Genomic DNA, 16,934 nt, shown 5'->3' on the forward strand with positions numbered 1-16,934 from the left:
GTGCTCATTAGAGGACCATCCCTTCTGCAGCCCTCTTCGGTAGGGTTGTGACCTCTCGGTCCCGGTGGGTGCATGGCCAGTAGTGCGAGCCGTTCGACGGCCAGCATGAGTTCCGCCAGCCCCGCCGGGCCGAGGCCGTCTGATCGGCTTCAGGGACACGCCCCGCAGAGGGCCGATTAATGAGCTCCCGGCAGACGACCTCACCACCACCGGGCAGGTGCTCCGTCGACGTCACAGGAGTACTTCTTTCGTGTTCATCGGATGGGACTGGGCGACCGAGACCCATGACGTCACCGTCATGGACGACGCCGGAAAACGCGTGGACCGGTGGGAGTTCGCCCACACCGAAGAGGGATTCGCCAGGACCCTGGCCCGGCTGGGGAAGCACGGAGCCCCGGCGGATCTGCCCGTGATGATCGAGACCAGCCGCGGCCTGGCCGTGGACCGGCTGCTGGTTGCCGGCCACCCGGTGGTGCCCGTGCATCCCAACGCCTTCCACGCCATGCGCCCGCGCTGGGGCGCCAGCAAGGCCAAGACCGACGCGGGCGACAGCATGAAACTCGCCGACTACCTGCGCACCGACGGCCACTTGCTGCCCCGGCTGGAGCCCACCGAGCAGGCCACCCTCGATCTGCAGGCCCTCACCCGGACCCGCGCCGACCACGTCGAGGCCCGCATCGCGGCGGTCAACCAGCTTGCCGCGCTGCTGGACATGCACTGGCCCGGAGGCAAGGCCGTGTTCGCCAACCTCGACAGCGACATCGCCATGGCCTTCCTGGAGCGCTACCCCACCCCGGCCTCCGCCGCGAGGCTTACCGCCGGACGCCTCGAAGCCTGGTGCAAGCGCCACGGCTACTCCGGCAGGAAGCCCGGAGGTGTCCTGATCGAACGCCTGCGGACGGCCCCGAAGGCGGCCTCCCGCCTCAGCGAGGCAGTCGTCGAGCAGCTGGTCCAGGTCCAGGTCCAGCTGGTGAAGGGCATCCGCACGACCATCCGCACGCTGGACAAGACCATCGCCGAGGCGGTCGAAACCCACACCTACGCGCCGCTGTTCGCGACGATGCCGCGCATCGGCAGGGTCAGCCTCGGCCAGATCATCGGTGAGATCGGCCCGCTCCTGGAACGCGCCCGCACCAGCGAGCAGCTCATCGCCGAGGCCGGGGTCGTCCCCGTGACCCGAGCGTCGGGCAAGTCCCGCACCGTCGCCTTCCGCTTCGCGACCAACCGCAGAGCCCGCGTCGCCCTGACCGCCTTCGCCGACAACAGCCGGCACGGCAGCGACTGGGCCGCGAAAATCTACAACGACGCCCGAGCCCGCCAGAAACGACACCCCCACGCCATCCGCATCCTGGCCCGCGCCTGGCTTCGCGTGATGTGGGCCTGCTGGCGCGACGGCACCTGCTACGACCCCGCCATCCACCAGGCCAACGGCAAGATCAACACGACCACCGACACTGCCTTGGCGGCATAGAGGTTGACTCAGGAAACTCATGCCGCGACCTCCTCGGGAACGGTGTCGGACGCCCGGCCGACGGGCTCGTCGGAGAGGGCGGCGGTGCACTTCTGTCCGGTGATCGCCAGGAACACCTCGTCCAGGCTCGGCAGGTGGGTGCCGATGTGCGCGATACCGAAGCCGCGTGCGCCCAACAGGGTGATCACCTCCGTCAAGTGCTCGTCGTGGAGGATGGGAACGTACAGCAGGCCTTCCTCCGGAGCGGTGTGCGCGGCGGCGATCGTGTCGAGTCCGGAATCGGAGACCGCCCGCTGCATGGCGGAGAGCTGCGCCGGTTCGGACGGCCGGATCTTGAGCGTTCTGCCACCGACCTTGGCCTTCAACTCGTCGACCCCGCCGGTGGCGACGACCTTGCCACGGTCGATGACCGCCAGCTCGCTCGCGAGTTGCTCGGCCTCCTCCATGTACTGGGTGGTGAGCAGGACGGTGACGCCCTCGCCCACCATCCGCTTGACCTCCGCCCATACTTCGTTGCGTGTGCGGGGGTCGAGGCCTGTGGTCGGCTCGTCCAGGTAGAGGACTGCCGGCTGTCCGATCATGGACGCCGCGAGGTCCAGCCGACGCCGCATGCCGCCGGAGTACTGCATAGCGGGCCGCTTGGCGGCTTCTGTCAGGGAGAACCGCTCCAGCAGTTCGTCGGAGCGGCGCCGGGCGTCCTTGCGGGAGAGGTCCAGCAACCGCCCGATCATGTAGAGGTTCTCCCAGCCGGAGAGCTTCTCGTCGACCGAGGCGTACTGTCCGGTGAGGCCGATGATGCGGCGCAGCCCGCTGGGGTCGTTCACCACGTCGCGCCCTGCGACCAGCGCGGTGCCCGCGTCGGGCCGCTCAAGAGTGGACAGACAGCGGACCAATGTCGTCTTGCCGGCACCGTTGGGTCCCAGTACTCCGAGGACGGTGCCTTCGGGGACATCGAGATCGACGCCGTCCAGCGCTTTGGTCTCGCCGTAGTGCTTGACCAGTCCCCGCACCCGGATGGCGGGCGGGCCGGCCTCGGGGCTCTTGTCGAGTTGCGTCATGTCGCCATGAGATCAACCGGCTCCGACATACATCCGACACGATTCCGACAGGCGGCGGGCGGCGGGCAGCCCTCCAGGCCAGGGACGTGACCACGGTCCGACAACGGTGCGCGGCCTCCCGCTGACGCTCTTCGCGGTCCGGTCTCCTCCTCTGCGTTTCACCCGCAGGTGTGGGGCGGAGGCGTGAGGGGATCTGCTCGGGCAGGAGCCGGACGCTGTCGTCCAGGGCCGGCGTGGCCAGACCGTGTCCGGCCACCGCTGCGGGGGTTCACGGCCCCGTCGGATCGTCGAGCCGGAAGAAGCCTCGGTAGAGGTCGATTTGGTGGTCGAGCATGTGGGCACCGTGCAGGATGGGATGGCCCAGCGCGGTAGCCGCCTTCAGCAGGGCCGTGTCCCTCGGCTTCATGATCACGTCTGCGACGACACACAACGGGGCCAGGGCCCGCAGGGGAAGCGGCTGCGGATCGTCGGCTCTCATGCCCAGCGGGGTTGCGTTGACCACGATGTCCGCGAGCTCGAATGCGGGAGCCGCCTCGCCCCTGGCGCGACCGGGCCAGTGTTCGTCCAGGCGTGCGACGAGGGCGCCGAGCCTGGCCGTGTCCGGATCGCAGAGCGTCAGTTGTGCGGAGCCCGCTGCCAGCAGAGCCGCCGCTATCGCGCTGCCCGCACCACCGGCGCCCATCAGGACGATCCGCTTGCCCTCGGGGCGATGGCCGGCCTCGGTCAGTCCGCGGACGAACCCGACGCCGTCGAAGTTCTCTCCCCTCCAGCGACCGTCCGGCTCGCGGCGCAGCGCGTTGACTGCTCCGGCGGCGGCCGCTGCCGGGCTCACCTCGTCCGCGAGGCGCAGGGCCGCGGCCTTGTGCGGGATGGTGACGAGGATGCCGTCCAGGTTCTTCATCCGTGTGAGCCCGCGGAAGACTTCGGCGAAGCCGTCCGGTTCCACGTGCACGGGAATCAGCACCGCGTCGATGCCGAGGCGGGCGAAGAGAGGGTTCAGGAGCGACGGTGCCCGGACCTGCTCGACAGGGTCCCCGAGGACGGCGTAGAGGCGCGTGCGTCCTGAGATCTGCGTCGGCGCGGAGACATAGGGAGCTTCGGGTTCCATTTCTTGCCTTCTGTGAGGAGCGGTCCACCCCTAGCCGGGAGGTTAGGGGTTGTGCGCGATCGCCGGCGGCGGGAAGGGTGATGGGGGCATTCGACCGGGCGGGATCTCGCTCCGGCCCGTGACGCGAAAGGATGTCAGGTGACCGCGCATCTCACCGACCCCAGCCTGTGGATCCGGCGGTTCCACCCCTCCGAGAACGCCAGGGCCAGGCTCGTGTGCCTCCCGCATGCCGGGGGGTCCGCGCCGTTCTACTTCCCTGTGTCCAAGGCGCTCTCGCCTGAGGTCGATGTGCTCTCCGTGCAGTACCCGGGGAGGCAGGACCGGCGCACGGAGCCGTGCGTCGAGAGTCTGCCGGACCTGGCCGAAGCGGTTGTCGACCAGGTGCTCCCGTGGGCGGACCGGCCGCTGGCGTTGTTCGGGCACAGCATGGGAGCCACACTCGGGTTCGAGGTGGCGGTGCGGCTGGAGCAGAAGGGTGTGATGCCGCTCGTGCTGTTCGCGTCCGGACGGCGGGCGCCCTGCCGGCACCGGGACGAGTCCGTTCATCTCCGTGACGACGACGGGATGATCGAGGAGCTGCGGTCGCTCAACGGCACCGGGGCCCAGGTGTTCGGCGACGAGGAGCTGATGCGCATGGTGCTGCCCGCCATCCGCAGCGACTACAAGGCGGCGGAGACCTACCGTTACACCGACGGCCCGCGCCTGGCGGCCCCCGTTCACGCACACACGGGCACCGATGACCCCAAGGCGAGCGTGGATGAGGTCGGCTCGTGGGCCGAACACACGGAGGGCGAGTTCGAGCTGCACACCTACTCCGGGGGTCACTTCTACCTCAACGACCATGCGCCGCAGGTCATCGCTTCGGTCTCCCGGACCATTGCGTCGCTGCTGCCCTGACGGTGCGGCCGGGGCGGGCGTATTCCCGTCCCGGTTCGTGCGGCCCGAAGCCGGGGCGCACGTCTTCCTCGCCGTCGGAGCCGACGGCGAGGAAATACCTGATCCGCGGACGTGCCCGGCTCGCCGAGCGCCTGCACACCGTGTGCGGCCTCGGCCGGGGCGAAGTGGTGGGCCCGGCCCCGAGGAAGGACGCCACCACTGGTCCACCGCGGTTCCTACTCCGCGAACTGCGTCGCCCCGGTCCAGGTGAAGACCCGCAGGGGGACGCCTTCGTGGACCTCGCTCTCCGAAGTGGGCTCGAAGTGCTCGTACCGGTTGCCCCGGGGCAGCTTGAGCTTCTCGTCCAGCTGCGCGACGTAGCAGATGCGCTGCTCTTCGGACAGATAGGTGGAAGGTCCACCCCGGAGAATGACGTTGGGCTCGATGATGCTCATGGGCTACTTACTCCTCGGGTGCTGTCAAGGTTTCGGTCAGGGTTTCAGTCAAGGGATCCCCCCACGGCAGGCACAGTGATTGCCGTGGCCACAATTCCATTCCCGACCATCCAACGGCCGGTGAATCCCCTGGGGGCATTATGAACACCGCGGACACCCTGCGGAAGGATCCGTGCGGAAAACGTTCCGCCCACCGGGTCGATCTCGATGAGGGCGTCATCGAACGTAAGCGGCCGCTGAGTGAGCGGAAACCAAGTCTTATAAACGCTTTCCTTGGCACTGAAAAGCATTCTGTCCCAGTGCACACCGGGAAAGCCGAGGAGGAGTTCCTTCGTCCTTACCTCTTCCTCGGGAAGCGCCACGGCCTCGAGGACGCCGTCCGGCAGTTGCTGGTGGGGCTCCGCGTCGATGCCGACCGACGCTATCTCGGCGGTCCGGGCGACAGCCGCTGCCCGGTAGCCGCGACAGTGGGTGATACTCCCCCGCACCAGGTCGGGCCAGAGGGGCTCCCCCTTCTTCCCCGAGAGGATGGGGCGGTCCGAGGGGAACTTGAGGCGCGCGAGCGCCGTGCGGGCGCAATGACGTCCCGTGGTGAATTCGCGGCGCCGCGATTCCACGGAATCACGGACCAGCACCTCCTCCTCGGGAAGAAGGGTGACCCCCGGCGGGTCCGCGAACACTTCGTGCGAAGCTACTTCCGCCGCGAGCAACTGCTCAATCATCGCCTTCACCCATTCCAGGCCGGTGGCCGTTCGACGACCACAGGTAAGGATTTCGTGAAGCGTATTTGCCCTCCGTCGGCGACGACACCCCTATGTTCGATCTCTCACCCCTATTTATATACCGGGCCCCCTGCATTCATGCGAACCTGAGCCACGGGCGCGGGGGCGCGGTTCATGCTGCGACCGTGGCGGTTTGCCTGCGGACGGACTACGAGGAGCGAGGACATGCCCCAGGAATACCGGCGGATCGAGGTGCCGCTCGGCGCACGGTCGTACTCCGTACGGATCGGTCCCGGCGTACGGCACACGCTGCCCGAGGTGGTGGCCGAGCTCGGCGCGGCGCGGGTCGTCATCGTGTCCGCGCGGCCCCGGGCCTGGGTGCCGGATCCGGGCGTGCCGGCGCTGGTGCTGGAGGCGAGAGACGGCGAGGACGACAAGACCTTGGCGACGGTGGAGGAACTCTGCCGCCGGTTCGCCGAGTTCGGGCTGACCAGGACGGACGCGGTGGTCTCCATCGGAGGCGGTACGACCACCGATTCGGTAGGCCTGGCGGCAGCGCTCTACCACCGCGGCGTCCCGGTGGTCCATCTGCCGACATCGTTGCTGGCCCAGGTGGACGCGAGTGTCGGCGGGAAGACCGCGGTGAACCTTCCGCAGGGGAAGAACCTGGTCGGGGCGTACTGGCAGCCGAAGGCCGTGCTGTGCGACACCGATTACCTGGAAACCCTGCCGCCCCGGGAGTGGCTGAACGGCTACGGTGAGATCGCCAGGTGCCACTTCATCGGAGCGGGTGACCTGCGCGGCCTGTCCACGCACGAGCAGATCGCCGCGAGTGTGGCCCTGAAGGCGTCCGTCGTAGCCGCCGACGAGCGGGATACGGGGAGGCGGCACATCCTCAACTACGGTCACACGCTGGGTCATGCCCTGGAGCGGGCCACCGGGTACGCCGTCCGGCACGGCGAGGGCGTCGCCATCGGGACCGTGTTCGCCGGACGACTGGCCGGAGCCCTGGGCCGTATCGACGAGGCGCGGGTCTCGGAACACCGCACGGTCGTGGAGAGCTACTCGCTGCCCGCCGAACTGCCGGCCGGACTGGCGCCGGACCGCCTCATCGCCCTGATGCGGCTGGACAAGAAGGCCACCACGGGCCTGTCGTACGTCCTGGACGGACCGCGGGGGCCGGAGCTGGTGCACGACGTCCCGGAGCGCACAGTCGCCGAGACGCTCGCCGCCATGGGGTACGCCCCGCTGGACAACCACACATCCGCAGTCGGCACGAAGGGTGCGTCATGAGCACACTGCTACTTCTCAACGGTCCCAACCTGGGCGTCCTCGGACGCCGCGAACCGGAGGTCTACGGGAAGGCGACCCTGGCCGACATCGAGCGCTCCGTCGCCCAGGAGGTAAAGGCGCGGGGCTGGGACGTGGTCTCGGTCCAGCGTGAGTCCGAGGGCGAGCTGATCCATGCGATCCAGGACAACTACGACTCCGTCGGAGCGATCGTCAACCCCGGCGCGCTGATGATCGCGGGCTGGAGTCTGCGGGACGCCCTGGCCAGTTACCCCAGGCCGTGGATAGAGGTACATCTCTCCAATGTCTGGGCGCGCGAGCAGTTCCGGCACGAGTCGGTCATCGCACCGCTGGCCGGAGGGGTCATCGTCGGCATGGGCGCGCTCGGCTACCAGCTGGCGGCACGCGCCCTGCTGACGCTGACACAGGAGTGAGTGACCCGCCCGGGCGGGAGGGCTCGCGGCCCCCTGGGGGGGGAGGGGCCGGTGCCTCTCCTGCCCGCCCGGACGGGGGCACGGGGGAGACCGCGGTCCGCGGTCAGCCTTCGGCGGGCCGGCCGAGGCGGGCCGAAAGCCGCTTGGCGTACACCTTGCTGAACTGCACGATCCCGATGAGCAGCACCGTGAGCAGACCGGCGCCCAGGAGCGGGACGCTGTCGACGGGAAGGGTGTACGCCATGACCACACGGGCCACCGCGTCGATCATGAAGGCCGTTCCCCAGGCGACGGTCAGTACCCGCATGGCGCGCCGGAACTCGGGCACGTCGTTCCAGTCCCTACGCCAGGCCGCGGCGGTGGCCGCCGGGAGCAGTGGCATGGTCGCCTGGTAGATGAAGGGCCGTGAGGCCAGCAGCGTGCTGAGCATCCAGAGCCCGACCAGCCCTGTCAGATAGCTTTCCCTGGCCAGGACGAGCCGGGGGTCGCCCGTCAGGAGCGACACCAGGGTGGCGCTGAGCATGATGCTCAGGGAGAACAGGGTGGGCCTCTCGACCCGCCGGTCCTTGATCACCCTGTAGACCAGCCGCACCAGCGGAAGGGCGCTGCTGAGTACGAGCGCGAGCCACTGGTTCACTCCCATCAGCCGGAGGCCGTAGAAGAGCAGGAGCGGCAGTGCGACGTCCAGGACCGCCGTCTCGATGAGTACGGTCCGTGGGCTGCGGCCCTTGCGTTCCGGCTGCTCGTCAGCATCCGGAAGCGTGACGGGTTCCGGTTCCGGCTCTTCCTGAACCTGCGGTGCCGGCTTCATGACGGCCTCCTCTCCTTGCTGCTCTGCTTCCGGTCCGGCCGGTGTGTTCGTCGATGACGCTACGCACCGGCGGAGACTCGCGGAATGCAGTCGGGAGCACAGTCGGGGTGCAGAAAACTGCACCTGCCCCCCGCCGTGCGCACATGTCAGACTGTTGATCACACGAGCTGCCGGGAGGTGCGATGAGCGGCGGAACAGGGCCTCAGGGCACTTCGTGGCTACGCGCTCTCTGTCTTGCCCCGGTCCGTGGGGTGGCGTTGGCCGCGCTCGGTGCGGCCGGTGTACTGCTCGTCGTCCCGATGGCAGCGGCCCTCCTGTCCGGCGCGGTGAAGACGGTGCTGCGGCTGCGCCGGCTTCCCGAGCTACGGCGCCGGCTCGCAGCTTCCTGGTCGCAGGTGGAGATCTCCGATCCGTACACTCCACATTTCTCGGAGGCCCGCGCCAGGGAAGGCGGGCTGTACCGCTACGGCAGGCGCCTGTACGCCTCCGGCAGTACGGCCGGGCGCAAGCGTGCCGCCCGGAAGATAGCCCAGGACCCGGCGACCGCCCGTGACCTGCTGTGGCTGCTGCTGGACCCGTTCGTCGGAGCGCCGGTGGCCGTGCTGCCCGCGGCCCTCATCGGAGCCGGTCTGGCGGGTCTCCTCTCACCCTTGTGGGACGGAGGGCCCGGGCCGGCAGCTGCGGCGGGGCTCGGCCTGGCTTCGGTGTCGGCCGGTCTGGCGGCGGGGCCGTCGGCGGTCCGGCTGCACGGGTACTGGACGAGACTGCTCCTGGGCGGTGGCGGCGTACCCGCGGCAGGCGGCGGAACCCCGTGGTGGATACGGATGTGGCGGAGGGTCCAGCCTGTGGGAGCGGCCTGCCTGCTGTGCGCCCTCGCGGTGTGCGGGATCGTACTCGCTCTGCTCCAGCTGATCGCGGCGGTGTTCTCGCTGGTCTTCGGGATCGTGCCCGTCTTCGCACAGGCGGTCCTGACGAGCCGCAAGTTGGTGAACCTGTGGCGGGAGCTGTTGCGCACCGGGGGCCTTGCGGACATCGCGGAGCCGTACCGACAGGGGCCTCCGGACCCTGTGCAGGGCGCCGACGGACATTATGCGTACGGCCGTACGCTGCACCCCGGGCCCCTTCTGCCGATGTGGCTGGCCGCCCGCCGGTGGGTTCTCACCGACCCCGCGACCTGGCGCGACCTCCTGTGGCTCCTGACGAACCCGGTCGTGGCGGCGGCCCTGCTGCTCGGGCCGATGGCGGCGGTCCCCGCCATCGGGCTGTGGTGGTCCGGACCGGCCGGCCTGGGTGCTGCCGCGCTCGCGGCGGGGGCCGTCCTGTGGGGCGCCCCGTACACGCTGCGGGCTCAGGCGCGCTGGTGCGCCCTGCTGCTGGCGCCCACCGAACGGTCCGTACTCACCCGGCGCGTGCAGCAGCTGACCACGACACGGGCCGAGGCGACGGGTGTCCAGGCGGCGGAGCTGCTGAGGATCGAACGCGATCTGCACGACGGTGCCCAGACCCGGCTCGTCGCCATCGGAATGAGTCTCCGCGCGATGGAGCACCGTCTCGGCAGTGAACAGCCCGAACTCAGGGCGATGGCCGCCGAGGCGCGGGAGAACTCCTCCGCCGCGCTCCGCGAGCTGCGCAGTCTGGTACGCGGCGTGCATCCGCCGGTCCTGGCCGAGCGGGGGCTCGTCGACGCCGTGCGGACTCTCGCACTCGCGCATCCGCTGACGGTGGAGGTGACCGCCGATCTCCAGGGGCGGGCTCAGGTACCGGTGGCCTCCTGTGCGTACTTCTCCGTGAGCGAGGCGCTCACCAACAGCGCGAAGCACTCCGGCGCCCAGCGCGTCCTGATCGACCTCCGCCACCGGGCGGGGGCACTGCGGATCACGGTGACCGACGACGGATGCGGCGGCGCCGATGCTGCTCGCGGCAGCGGGATCCGTGGTATTCAGCGACGACTGGCCGCTTTTGACGGTCTGCTCGACGTGGCATCGCCTCCCGGCGGCCCGACCACTTTGACGATGGAGCTCCCGTGCGTGTTGTCCTCGGCGAGGACCAGTACCTCCTCAGGAAAGGACTGACCCATCTGCTGGAGGACCACGGCTTCGAACTCGCCGCCGTGGTCGAGACCGGCCCCGATCTGCTCAGCGCCCTTCTCCAGCACCGGCCGGACGTTGCCCTGGTCGACGTACGGCTGCCGCCGACGTTCACGGACGAGGGGCTCCAGGCGGCGCTGACCGCCCGCCGGTCGGTTCCCGGGCTCCCTGTGCTGGTTCTTTCCCAGCACGTGGAGCAGTTGTACGCACGGGAGTTGCTGGCGGACGGCCGGGGCGGGATCGGCTATCTCCTCAAGGACCGTGTCTTCGACGACGACACGTTCATCGACTCGGTGCGCCGCGTTGCTTCCGGCGGCACGGCCATGGACCCTGAAGTGGTCAGTCAGTTGTTCCAATCCATGGGGCCGGCACAGGCACAGCCGCTGTCTGCGCTGACGGTGCGTGAGAAGGAGGTGCTGGCGCTCATGGCGGAGGGCAGGTCGAACGCGGCCATCTCGGAGCGCATGTCACTCAGCGACAGCGCCGTGAGCAAGCACGCGGCCAGCATCTTCGCCAAGCTGGACCTGGTGCAGTCCACCAGTGACAACAGGCGAGTGCTGGCCGTGATCGCGTACCTCAACAGCTCACGGGCGTAGGGGAAGCGGGGGTGAACGGGGACGTGTGGAACCGGAGATCAGCAGGCCGGGCTGGCGACATGGAACTCGAGCTCGACCGGCAGGTCGGTCCTGCGCTTGACCCGCAACTTCCGGAAGACCTTGGTGAGGTGCTGCTCCACCGTGCTGACCGTGATGTGCAGCTTGCTGGAGATCTCACGGTTCGTGTAGCCGAGCGAGGCGAGGGCCGCGACCCGGCGCTCGGAGAGCGTCAGCACGTCTGCGGCCGACGTGTTCTCGTCCACCGGCCGGGACCAGGTATCGGCCTGCGCGGAGTGCAGCATCATCGGCTCCTCCGGGCAGGCGAGCGCGGGATCCTGTATGCGCTGCATCCCGCCCTCCTTGGCCAGCCGCCCCGCCCGGCGCGAGATCATCTGCGCCTTTCCGAACTCCCCCATACCCTCGTGTGCACAGCTGAGGTCGAAGAGCGCCTGCGTGAGGGTGAGGCGGTCACCGCTTGCCTGCAGGATCTCGACGGACTCCTTCAGAAGACTCAGCCGGCCACGGTGACTCGCCGTACCCGCCAGGACGCGCAGGGACGCACCGTACGTCCGCGAGGCACGCGAACCTATCTGCGCCATCTGCTCCTTGGTGAGCGCGCGCGCCTGCTCCTGATCGCCGAGCCGGAGGAGGACCTGGGCGGCATCGGTTCGCCACGGCACGAACGTCGGCGAATCGAGCTGCCACAGCGTCATCAGCTCGCCGCAGTAGCTGAAGTCCGCGAGCGCGGCCTCGAGGCGGTCGGTGGCCAGGTAGTAGTGCCCCCGGGCCCGCAGGTACATCAGCCCGTACCGGGTCTGGAACATGGCGGCGGGAACCGCCTCCCGCAGGTACTTGCGGGCGCTCTCGAAGTCACCTCGGGCTGTGACGGCCTGCAGGAGGGTGCCCAGTGTGGCTCCCACCCCCACACCCCAGCCCCCCACGCCGATCATCGTCAGCGCCTTGACCGCATAGTGCTCGGCCTGCACCAGATCGCCTTCCCGCAGGGCGATCTCCGCCCGCAGCCCGGACAGGGTGGCCTGCCAGGTCACCACCCCTCGGGTGTCGGCTTCGGCGAGCAGCGCGTCGCACCAGCGCTCCGCCAGGAGTGGCTGCTCCGCGTAGATGAGCGTCTGAAGGGCCCAGCAGACGGATTCCACCATCTCGTCGCTCAACTGGCTTCCCTGCAGAATCTGTTCGGCCACCCTGATGCACCGCTCGTCCCCACCCGCGGTCTCCCCGAGAACCGAGCTGAGCACGGCCGAGGCCTGTGCCTGCCGGCCCGGCGGCGTGGTCGCGTTGTCGAAGAGGTGGCCGCTTCCAGCGGATCCCTGCGGGATGAACTGCGGGTAGGCGTGTCTGAGCAGGTTGCGCACGCCCGTCAGTACGGCGCTCGGCGCTTCGTTCGCGGAGGGTCGGAGGTGGGACAGGTGCGTGATGAGTTCCGTGGCCTCCTGGACGCGCCCGTGCCACATGAGCACGCGCAGCAGGTAAGCCGTCTGCTCCACGTCGAGGTGGCCCTCGCGCTGTGCCTCGAAGAGCGGTGTCAGGTGGCGGACGGCGCCTTCCGGGTCGCTGCGCCACTTGATCTGGACGTACAGCATGCGCAGCAGGGCACGCTGCCGCTCTCCGGTGCACACGGAGAGTGCGAACTCGATGTACCGGATCGCCGGTTCCTCGTCGTCGGCGGCCAGCGACTCCTCCGCGGCCCGTTGCAGTACCGCGACGGCCCAGTCCGCGCTCACGTGCTTCGCCGCCACCAGGTGGTCCGCGACATCGGTGACGCTGCCGCCGCAGTCGCTCAGCAACTGCGCGGCACGCGTGTGCAGTTCCGCCAGCATTCGCGGGGCGAGGTCGTCATAGACAGCCGCATGTGTCAGCGGGTGCCGGAACCGGCCGTCGTGGATGACCCCCAGCGTCTGCAGCGACTGCAGAGGCCGGCGGATCGCCTCCGGGCCACGGCCGAGGAACTCGGCGATCCGGTGCGTCGAGCCGGTGGCGTCGAGTACGGCCAAACCCCTGGCGACCTCGAGTTCGTCCGGACCGCTGCGGCGCAGGCAGGTCAGGACGGCCTGCCGGAAGCTTTCGCCGAGCGAGGAGCAGCCCGCCCGGCCCGGTAGTTCCCCGGATTCGGCGTGGTCCTCCATGAGGGCGCGTACCAGGAGTCGGTTGCCGCCGGTCATCCGGTGGGCTTCGAGCGCGTGTCGTGCCGCGTCCTTGCCGAGGTGCTGCGAGCACATCTCGCTGACGCCGTCCGCCGTCAGGGGCGCCAGCCGGACCCGGTGGAACTGTGTCTGGCGGACCAGCTCGATACGGAAGGCGGGGTGCACCGACCAGTCACCCGACGATTCGGCGAGGACGAGCAGGATGCGGGACGACCTCAGTCGGTTGACCAGCCGCATGAGACAGTCCATGGACGGCTCGTCCGCGTGGTGCACATCGTCCACGACGACGACGAGCGGTGCCTGTTCGGAGAGATCGAGCAGCATCGCCGCCGCCGCGCGGGAGACCTCCGACGCGGCGGCGGAGACCATGAGCTCCGTGACAGGTTCCGTATCCACCTGCAGACAGTCGAGCAACTGGCTCAGCACGGCGAAGGCCACGGTCCGGTCGGTTCGCGTCGCCGTTGCGTTCAGGAGCAGGGCTCCCTCATCGGAACACAGGTCAGCGAACGACCGCAGCAGCTCGGTCTTGCCACTTGCCACCGCCCCACTGACAAGTCCTATCTTTCCATGCCCCTTGAAAGTGGCGGTCAGAAGATTCCTGAGCAGTTGGACGTCATGCTCACGTTCAACAAGTGCCACTGGCACCATCATCCCCCATTGTGACCATTTTCGTGACATCTCTAGGAGCGGGAGCTGCTGCACTAAAAGGCTCAAAACCGCGCCTCACTCCGCGACCACCCCGTCCGGTTCGGCCACTACTTGAGGCCACACCGGCCATGGCCAGAGACTGAAAACAGTCGCTGGAATCCCTCTCCAATTGGAACACTAGCTCCACCCCCCTCCCCCTGCAAACCCCTACCCAAAGCACACAACGTCCCTTTGCGCGGGTTCCGCTTTACACCCCCACAGGGCGGCGGCTCCCACCTGGCGTTCCGTCAAATCGCAGCCAGGAAGCTCAAGTTAGGCTCAAATGTGCACGTCCGGGCCGTCGGGGCCCCCTCATTCCACCCCCGTCGGGAATAGGGGTATGACCCGCGCGGCATAGGGGATCGGGCTCCGCATCCGCCGGTCCCCCGGCCGCTGCGCGAGTGCAACCAGTTGCAAGATCCGTACGGAGGTGCGACAACCGTCATGGCGCAGACCACGCCAGGCGCCGGGAATCGGGCATGGACGACTTCTGGCGGCGGATGATGCGCCGGCCTGCGTTGATGGCGCTATCCATGCGCTCGACCCGGTCGCGCGGACACCGGCCAGTTGCGCGGCCGGAACGCGACGGACACCCGGGCCCGGTGCCGCCGATCGACCGGGCAGCGGCGGTCCTGCGTCACGCAGCGCCTGCATATCGACCGGCCGCCGATGAGAACCGGGGCCGGGAGCCGGGGCCTGACGTCCGGGGTAAGGGGGCCGGAGCAGGGCGTCCTGACCAGGGGCGGCGGGAGGCGTGGATCAGGGAGCGGGCCAGGCCGGGGGTCAAGCGCCGGGGGGGCGAGCCCCTGCGTCCGCGAGAAGGCCCCTTCCACACCCGCCCACCGCCGGGCAACCAGGCGCCGATCCCGCTTCGCCGGGAGGCACACCATTGGTTGAGCCAATGAAAGTAGGCGAGAAAGCCGAGCGTGAACGCCTGACGGGAACTTTCAGTTCCAGGAATCAACCACGGAGTATCTCCGCCACAAGAAAGGCGAACTCCACAGATTGTTGTTCATTCAACCGAGGACCGCATTCCGTCCCGGATCCGCCGCCCGGTTCCGTGTCGGTTCTATCCTGCGCGCCCGTGGTTTCGAAATGTATCCCACCCGGATGGGTCCCCAGTGCACGATGTACATCGATGTATCCCCGCACCTCGTCGAGGATCCGCGAGAAGGAGCACGCGGTGCTGCCGGCCGCCGGCTCGTGGGGGTAGCCATGCATCGGGTCGCAGCTCCACACCACCTGATGGCCGGACGCCGTCACCTTCTCGACGATCGGCGGGAGTGCGTCCCGGACCCGGTCGCTGCCCATCCGGCTGATCAGCGTGAGCCTGCCCGGCTGTACGCGGGGATCGAGTCTCCGCACGTACTCCACGGCCTCCTCGGGTGCCGTCGTCGGCCCGATCGTGAGGCATACCGGGTTGGCCAGCAACTCGGCCTGGGCGAGGTGCGCGTCGTCCGGCCGGCGGGCTTGCTCCCCGATCCGGAACTGATGGGCCGACAGGGCCCACAGCTGCGGCTCCTCCCCGGCTCCCTCCCGGAGCAGGTGCGGCATCCCGTGGTCGGGCAGCGGCTCGTGACTCGCGAACACCTTCGTGGTGCGCAGCGGACGGTCGTCGACCCCCCAGGCGGCCATGAACCCAAGGCCGCGGTCGATCTCTGCGGAGAGCGCCTCGAATCGGCTGCCCCCTGCGGCATCTCGCACGAAGTCACGGTTCCAGCGATGTACTTGGCGCACGTCGGCGATGCCGTTCTCGCCGCTCACCGCTCGGATCATGTTCATCGTCACCGCCGCGTCCGAGTGGGCCCGGCGTGATGCGGCGGCGCCGGGCCCGGCGTGCCTCGCGGCCAGTCGAGCGATCTTGACCACGGGCATTCTGGCGGCGTGGGTCAGGATCACCGACATCTGCAGCAGAGTGCGGACGAATCCGACCGTACGCCGCTCGCTGAACGGCTCCGCGCATGTGCTGCCCTGGAGGACGAAGGCCTCTCCACGGGCGACCGCGGCCATGAGCGTGCCGAGGTCGTCGACCTCGTCCGGCAGCACGAGTGGGGCCTGACCGGCGAGCGTCGTCCACGCCTCCTGCGGCCGGATCGGCGGCGTGGCGCCCGGTCTGGGTCCGAGGAGCTCGGACGGCTCGTTCGTCATGGTCCCTCGCGGTCTTGGGCACTGGGGTCTGCACGGTGGCCGTTGGGTCCTCGAACGCCGGCGATGCGCATCGTCGGGCGTGCTCCCGTTCGGGGATCGAGGGGACGGAGCCGGAGACGACCGGCCGCTCCTGCAGATCAGTCCGTCCGGCGTTCGAGGACGTGCGCGCGGCGGCCCGGCCCCGGGCTTTCGCTACTGCGGGGGGTTGCCGTGCTTGCGGGACGGCAGGTCGGCGTGTTTGTTGCGGAGCATCGAGAGCGAGGCGATCAGTACCTCGCGCGTCTCGGCGGGGTCGATGACGTCGTCGACCAGGCCGCGCTCGGCCGCGTAGTAGGGGTGCATCAGCTCGGCCTTGTACTCCTTGACCATACGGGCCCGCATGGCTTCGGGGTCCTCGGCGTCGGCGATCTGCCGGCGGAAGATGACGTTGGCGGCACCCTCGGCGCCCATCACCGCGATCTCGTTGGTGGGCCACGCGTAGGTGAGGTCGGCGCCGATCGACTGGCTGTCCATGACGATGTAGGCACCTCCGTAGGCCTTGCGCAGGATCAGCGAGATCCTCGGCACGGTGGCGTTGCAGTACGCGTAGAGCAGCTTCGCGCCGTGCCGGATGATCCCACCGTGCTCCTGATCGACGCCGGGCAGGAAGCCGGGTACGTCCAGCAGAGTGATGAGGGGAATGTTGAACGCGTCACACATCTGGACGAAACGAGCGGCCTTCTCGGACGCCTCGATGTCCAGCACACCGGCCAGCGCCTGAGGCTGGTTGGCCACGATGCCGACGACCTGGCCGTCGAGGCGGGCCAGGGCGCACACGATGTTGCGGGCCCAGCGCTCGTGGACCTCGAGGAAGTCGCCGTCGTCGACGAGCTCCTCGATGACCTTGTGCATGTCGTACGGACGGTTGCCGTCGGCCGGGACCAGGTCCAGCAGGACGTCACCGCGCCGGTCGGCCGGGTCGTCGCTCGGTACGACGGGCGGGTTCTCCCGGTTGTTGGAGGGCAGCATCCCGATCAGGTAGCGGACCTC

14 protein-coding genes are annotated in these 16,934 nt (G+C 69.0%); 6 read left to right on the forward strand and 8 right to left on the reverse strand.

All coding sequences use genetic code 11. The features are described 5' to 3' along the window. The first annotated feature begins 250 nt into the window (after nt 1–250). Nucleotides 251–1,471 (forward strand): IS110 family transposase, encoded by a 1,221-nt coding sequence (locus B9S57_RS23570; RefSeq protein ID WP_103515515.1) that lies wholly within the window; start codon nt 251–253, stop codon nt 1,469–1,471. 17 nt (nt 1,472–1,488) lie between these two features. Here B9S57_RS23570 and B9S57_RS23575 read toward each other — a convergent pair whose 3' ends face one another. Together B9S57_RS23575 and B9S57_RS23580 are read right to left on the reverse strand one after the other, a co-directional pair. After that, nucleotides 1,489–2,529, reverse strand: coding sequence for an ATP-binding cassette domain-containing protein (locus tag B9S57_RS23575; protein WP_103517601.1), 1,041 nt, complete (start codon nt 2,527–2,529; stop codon nt 1,489–1,491). A 268-nt stretch (nt 2,530–2,797) separates the two neighbouring features. Continuing rightward, on the reverse strand, nt 2,798–3,637 hold the full coding sequence (locus tag B9S57_RS23580; protein WP_103517602.1) for a shikimate dehydrogenase: 840 nt from the start codon (nt 3,635–3,637) through the stop codon (nt 2,798–2,800). A gap of 138 nt (nt 3,638–3,775) precedes the next feature. On the opposite strand from B9S57_RS23580, the gene B9S57_RS23585 reads away from it, so the two are divergent. Continuing rightward, on the forward strand, nt 3,776–4,534 hold the full coding sequence (locus B9S57_RS23585; RefSeq protein ID WP_103517603.1) for a thioesterase II family protein: 759 nt from the start codon (nt 3,776–3,778) through the stop codon (nt 4,532–4,534). A 215-nt stretch (nt 4,535–4,749) separates the two neighbouring features. Here B9S57_RS23585 and B9S57_RS23590 read toward each other — a convergent pair whose 3' ends face one another. Both B9S57_RS23590 and B9S57_RS23595 read right to left on the reverse strand, forming a co-directional pair. Then, nucleotides 4,750–4,968 carry a DUF5988 family protein gene (locus B9S57_RS23590; RefSeq protein WP_103517604.1) on the reverse strand — a complete coding sequence of 73 codons (219 nt, stop codon included), beginning with the start codon at nt 4,966–4,968 and terminating at the stop codon, nt 4,750–4,752. Between the two features lie 44 nt (nt 4,969–5,012). Beyond that, nucleotides 5,013–5,690, reverse strand: coding sequence for a 4'-phosphopantetheinyl transferase (locus B9S57_RS23595; RefSeq protein WP_103517612.1), 678 nt, complete (start codon nt 5,688–5,690; stop codon nt 5,013–5,015). A 225-nt stretch (nt 5,691–5,915) separates the two neighbouring features. On the opposite strand from B9S57_RS23595, the gene B9S57_RS23600 reads away from it, so the two are divergent. Beyond that, nucleotides 5,916–6,983 carry a 3-dehydroquinate synthase gene (locus B9S57_RS23600; protein ID WP_103517605.1) on the forward strand — a complete coding sequence of 356 codons (1,068 nt, stop codon included), beginning with the start codon at nt 5,916–5,918 and terminating at the stop codon, nt 6,981–6,983. After that, complete coding sequence (locus B9S57_RS23605) at nt 6,980–7,414, forward strand: type II 3-dehydroquinate dehydratase (protein WP_103517606.1); 435 nt, start codon at nt 6,980–6,982, stop codon at nt 7,412–7,414. Before B9S57_RS23600 ends, B9S57_RS23605 begins: the two co-directional genes overlap by 4 nt. Nucleotides 7,415–7,517: 103 nt before the next feature. On the opposite strand, the gene B9S57_RS23610 is transcribed toward B9S57_RS23605, so the two are convergent. Continuing rightward, nucleotides 7,518–8,225, reverse strand: a complete 708-nt coding sequence (locus B9S57_RS23610; RefSeq protein WP_103517607.1) for a VC0807 family protein — start codon at nt 8,223–8,225, stop codon at nt 7,518–7,520. A 251-nt stretch (nt 8,226–8,476) separates the two neighbouring features. Between B9S57_RS23610 and B9S57_RS23615 the strand changes: the two genes are divergently transcribed. Together B9S57_RS23615 and B9S57_RS23620 are read left to right on the forward strand one after the other, a co-directional pair. Beyond that, the gene (locus B9S57_RS23615) at nt 8,477–10,297 is read left to right on the forward strand and encodes a sensor histidine kinase (RefSeq protein ID WP_103517608.1); all 1,821 of its coding nucleotides are present in this window, start codon (nt 8,477–8,479) and stop codon (nt 10,295–10,297) included. Continuing rightward, on the forward strand, nt 10,249–10,908 hold the full coding sequence (locus tag B9S57_RS23620) for a response regulator transcription factor (RefSeq protein ID WP_103517609.1): 660 nt from the start codon (nt 10,249–10,251) through the stop codon (nt 10,906–10,908). The genes B9S57_RS23615 and B9S57_RS23620 overlap by 49 nt, the downstream gene beginning before the upstream one ends. 38 nt (nt 10,909–10,946) lie before the next feature. Here the strand turns inward: B9S57_RS23620 and B9S57_RS23625 are convergent, their stop codons facing one another. From B9S57_RS23625 to B9S57_RS23635, 3 genes are all read right to left on the reverse strand, one after another. Further along, nucleotides 10,947–13,748, reverse strand: a complete 2,802-nt coding sequence (locus tag B9S57_RS23625) for a LuxR family transcriptional regulator (RefSeq protein ID WP_146057799.1) — start codon at nt 13,746–13,748, stop codon at nt 10,947–10,949. 969 nt (nt 13,749–14,717) lie between these two features. After that, on the reverse strand, nt 14,718–15,905 hold the full coding sequence (locus B9S57_RS23630; RefSeq protein WP_103517611.1) for a 3-deoxy-7-phosphoheptulonate synthase: 1,188 nt from the start codon (nt 15,903–15,905) through the stop codon (nt 14,718–14,720). A gap of 192 nt (nt 15,906–16,097) precedes the next feature. Next, a partial coding sequence (locus tag B9S57_RS23635) for a carboxyl transferase domain-containing protein (protein ID WP_308457405.1) occupies nt 16,098–16,934 on the reverse strand: 837 nt, incomplete at its 5' end.

This window comes from Streptomyces sp. SM10 (assembly GCF_002910915.1).
Taxonomy (GTDB): Bacteria; Actinomycetota; Actinomycetes; order Streptomycetales; family Streptomycetaceae; genus Streptomyces.

Bases quoted from the DNA above. Each gene is read 5' to 3' on its own strand.
- B9S57_RS23575 (WP_103517601.1), bottom strand. From the start codon at position 2,529: ATGACGCAACTCGACAAGAGCCCCGAGGCCGGCCCGCCCGCCATCCGG.
- B9S57_RS23580 (WP_103517602.1), bottom strand. From the start codon at position 3,637: ATGGAACCCGAAGCTCCCTATGTCTCCGCGCCGACGCAGATCTCAGGA.
- B9S57_RS23590 (WP_103517604.1), bottom strand. From the start codon at position 4,968: ATGAGCATCATCGAGCCCAACGTCATTCTCCGGGGTGGACCTTCCACC.
- B9S57_RS23595 (WP_103517612.1), bottom strand. From the start codon at position 5,690: ATGATTGAGCAGTTGCTCGCGGCGGAAGTAGCTTCGCACGAAGTGTTC.
- B9S57_RS23600 (WP_103517605.1), top strand. From the start codon at position 5,916: ATGCCCCAGGAATACCGGCGGATCGAGGTGCCGCTCGGCGCACGGTCG.
- B9S57_RS23605 (WP_103517606.1), top strand. From the start codon at position 6,980: ATGAGCACACTGCTACTTCTCAACGGTCCCAACCTGGGCGTCCTCGGA.
- B9S57_RS23610 (WP_103517607.1), bottom strand. From the start codon at position 8,225: ATGAAGCCGGCACCGCAGGTTCAGGAAGAGCCGGAACCGGAACCCGTC.
- B9S57_RS23625 (WP_146057799.1), bottom strand. From the start codon at position 13,748: ATGTCACGAAAATGGTCACAATGGGGGATGATGGTGCCAGTGGCACTT.
- B9S57_RS23630 (WP_103517611.1), bottom strand. From the start codon at position 15,905: ATGACGAACGAGCCGTCCGAGCTCCTCGGACCCAGACCGGGCGCCACG.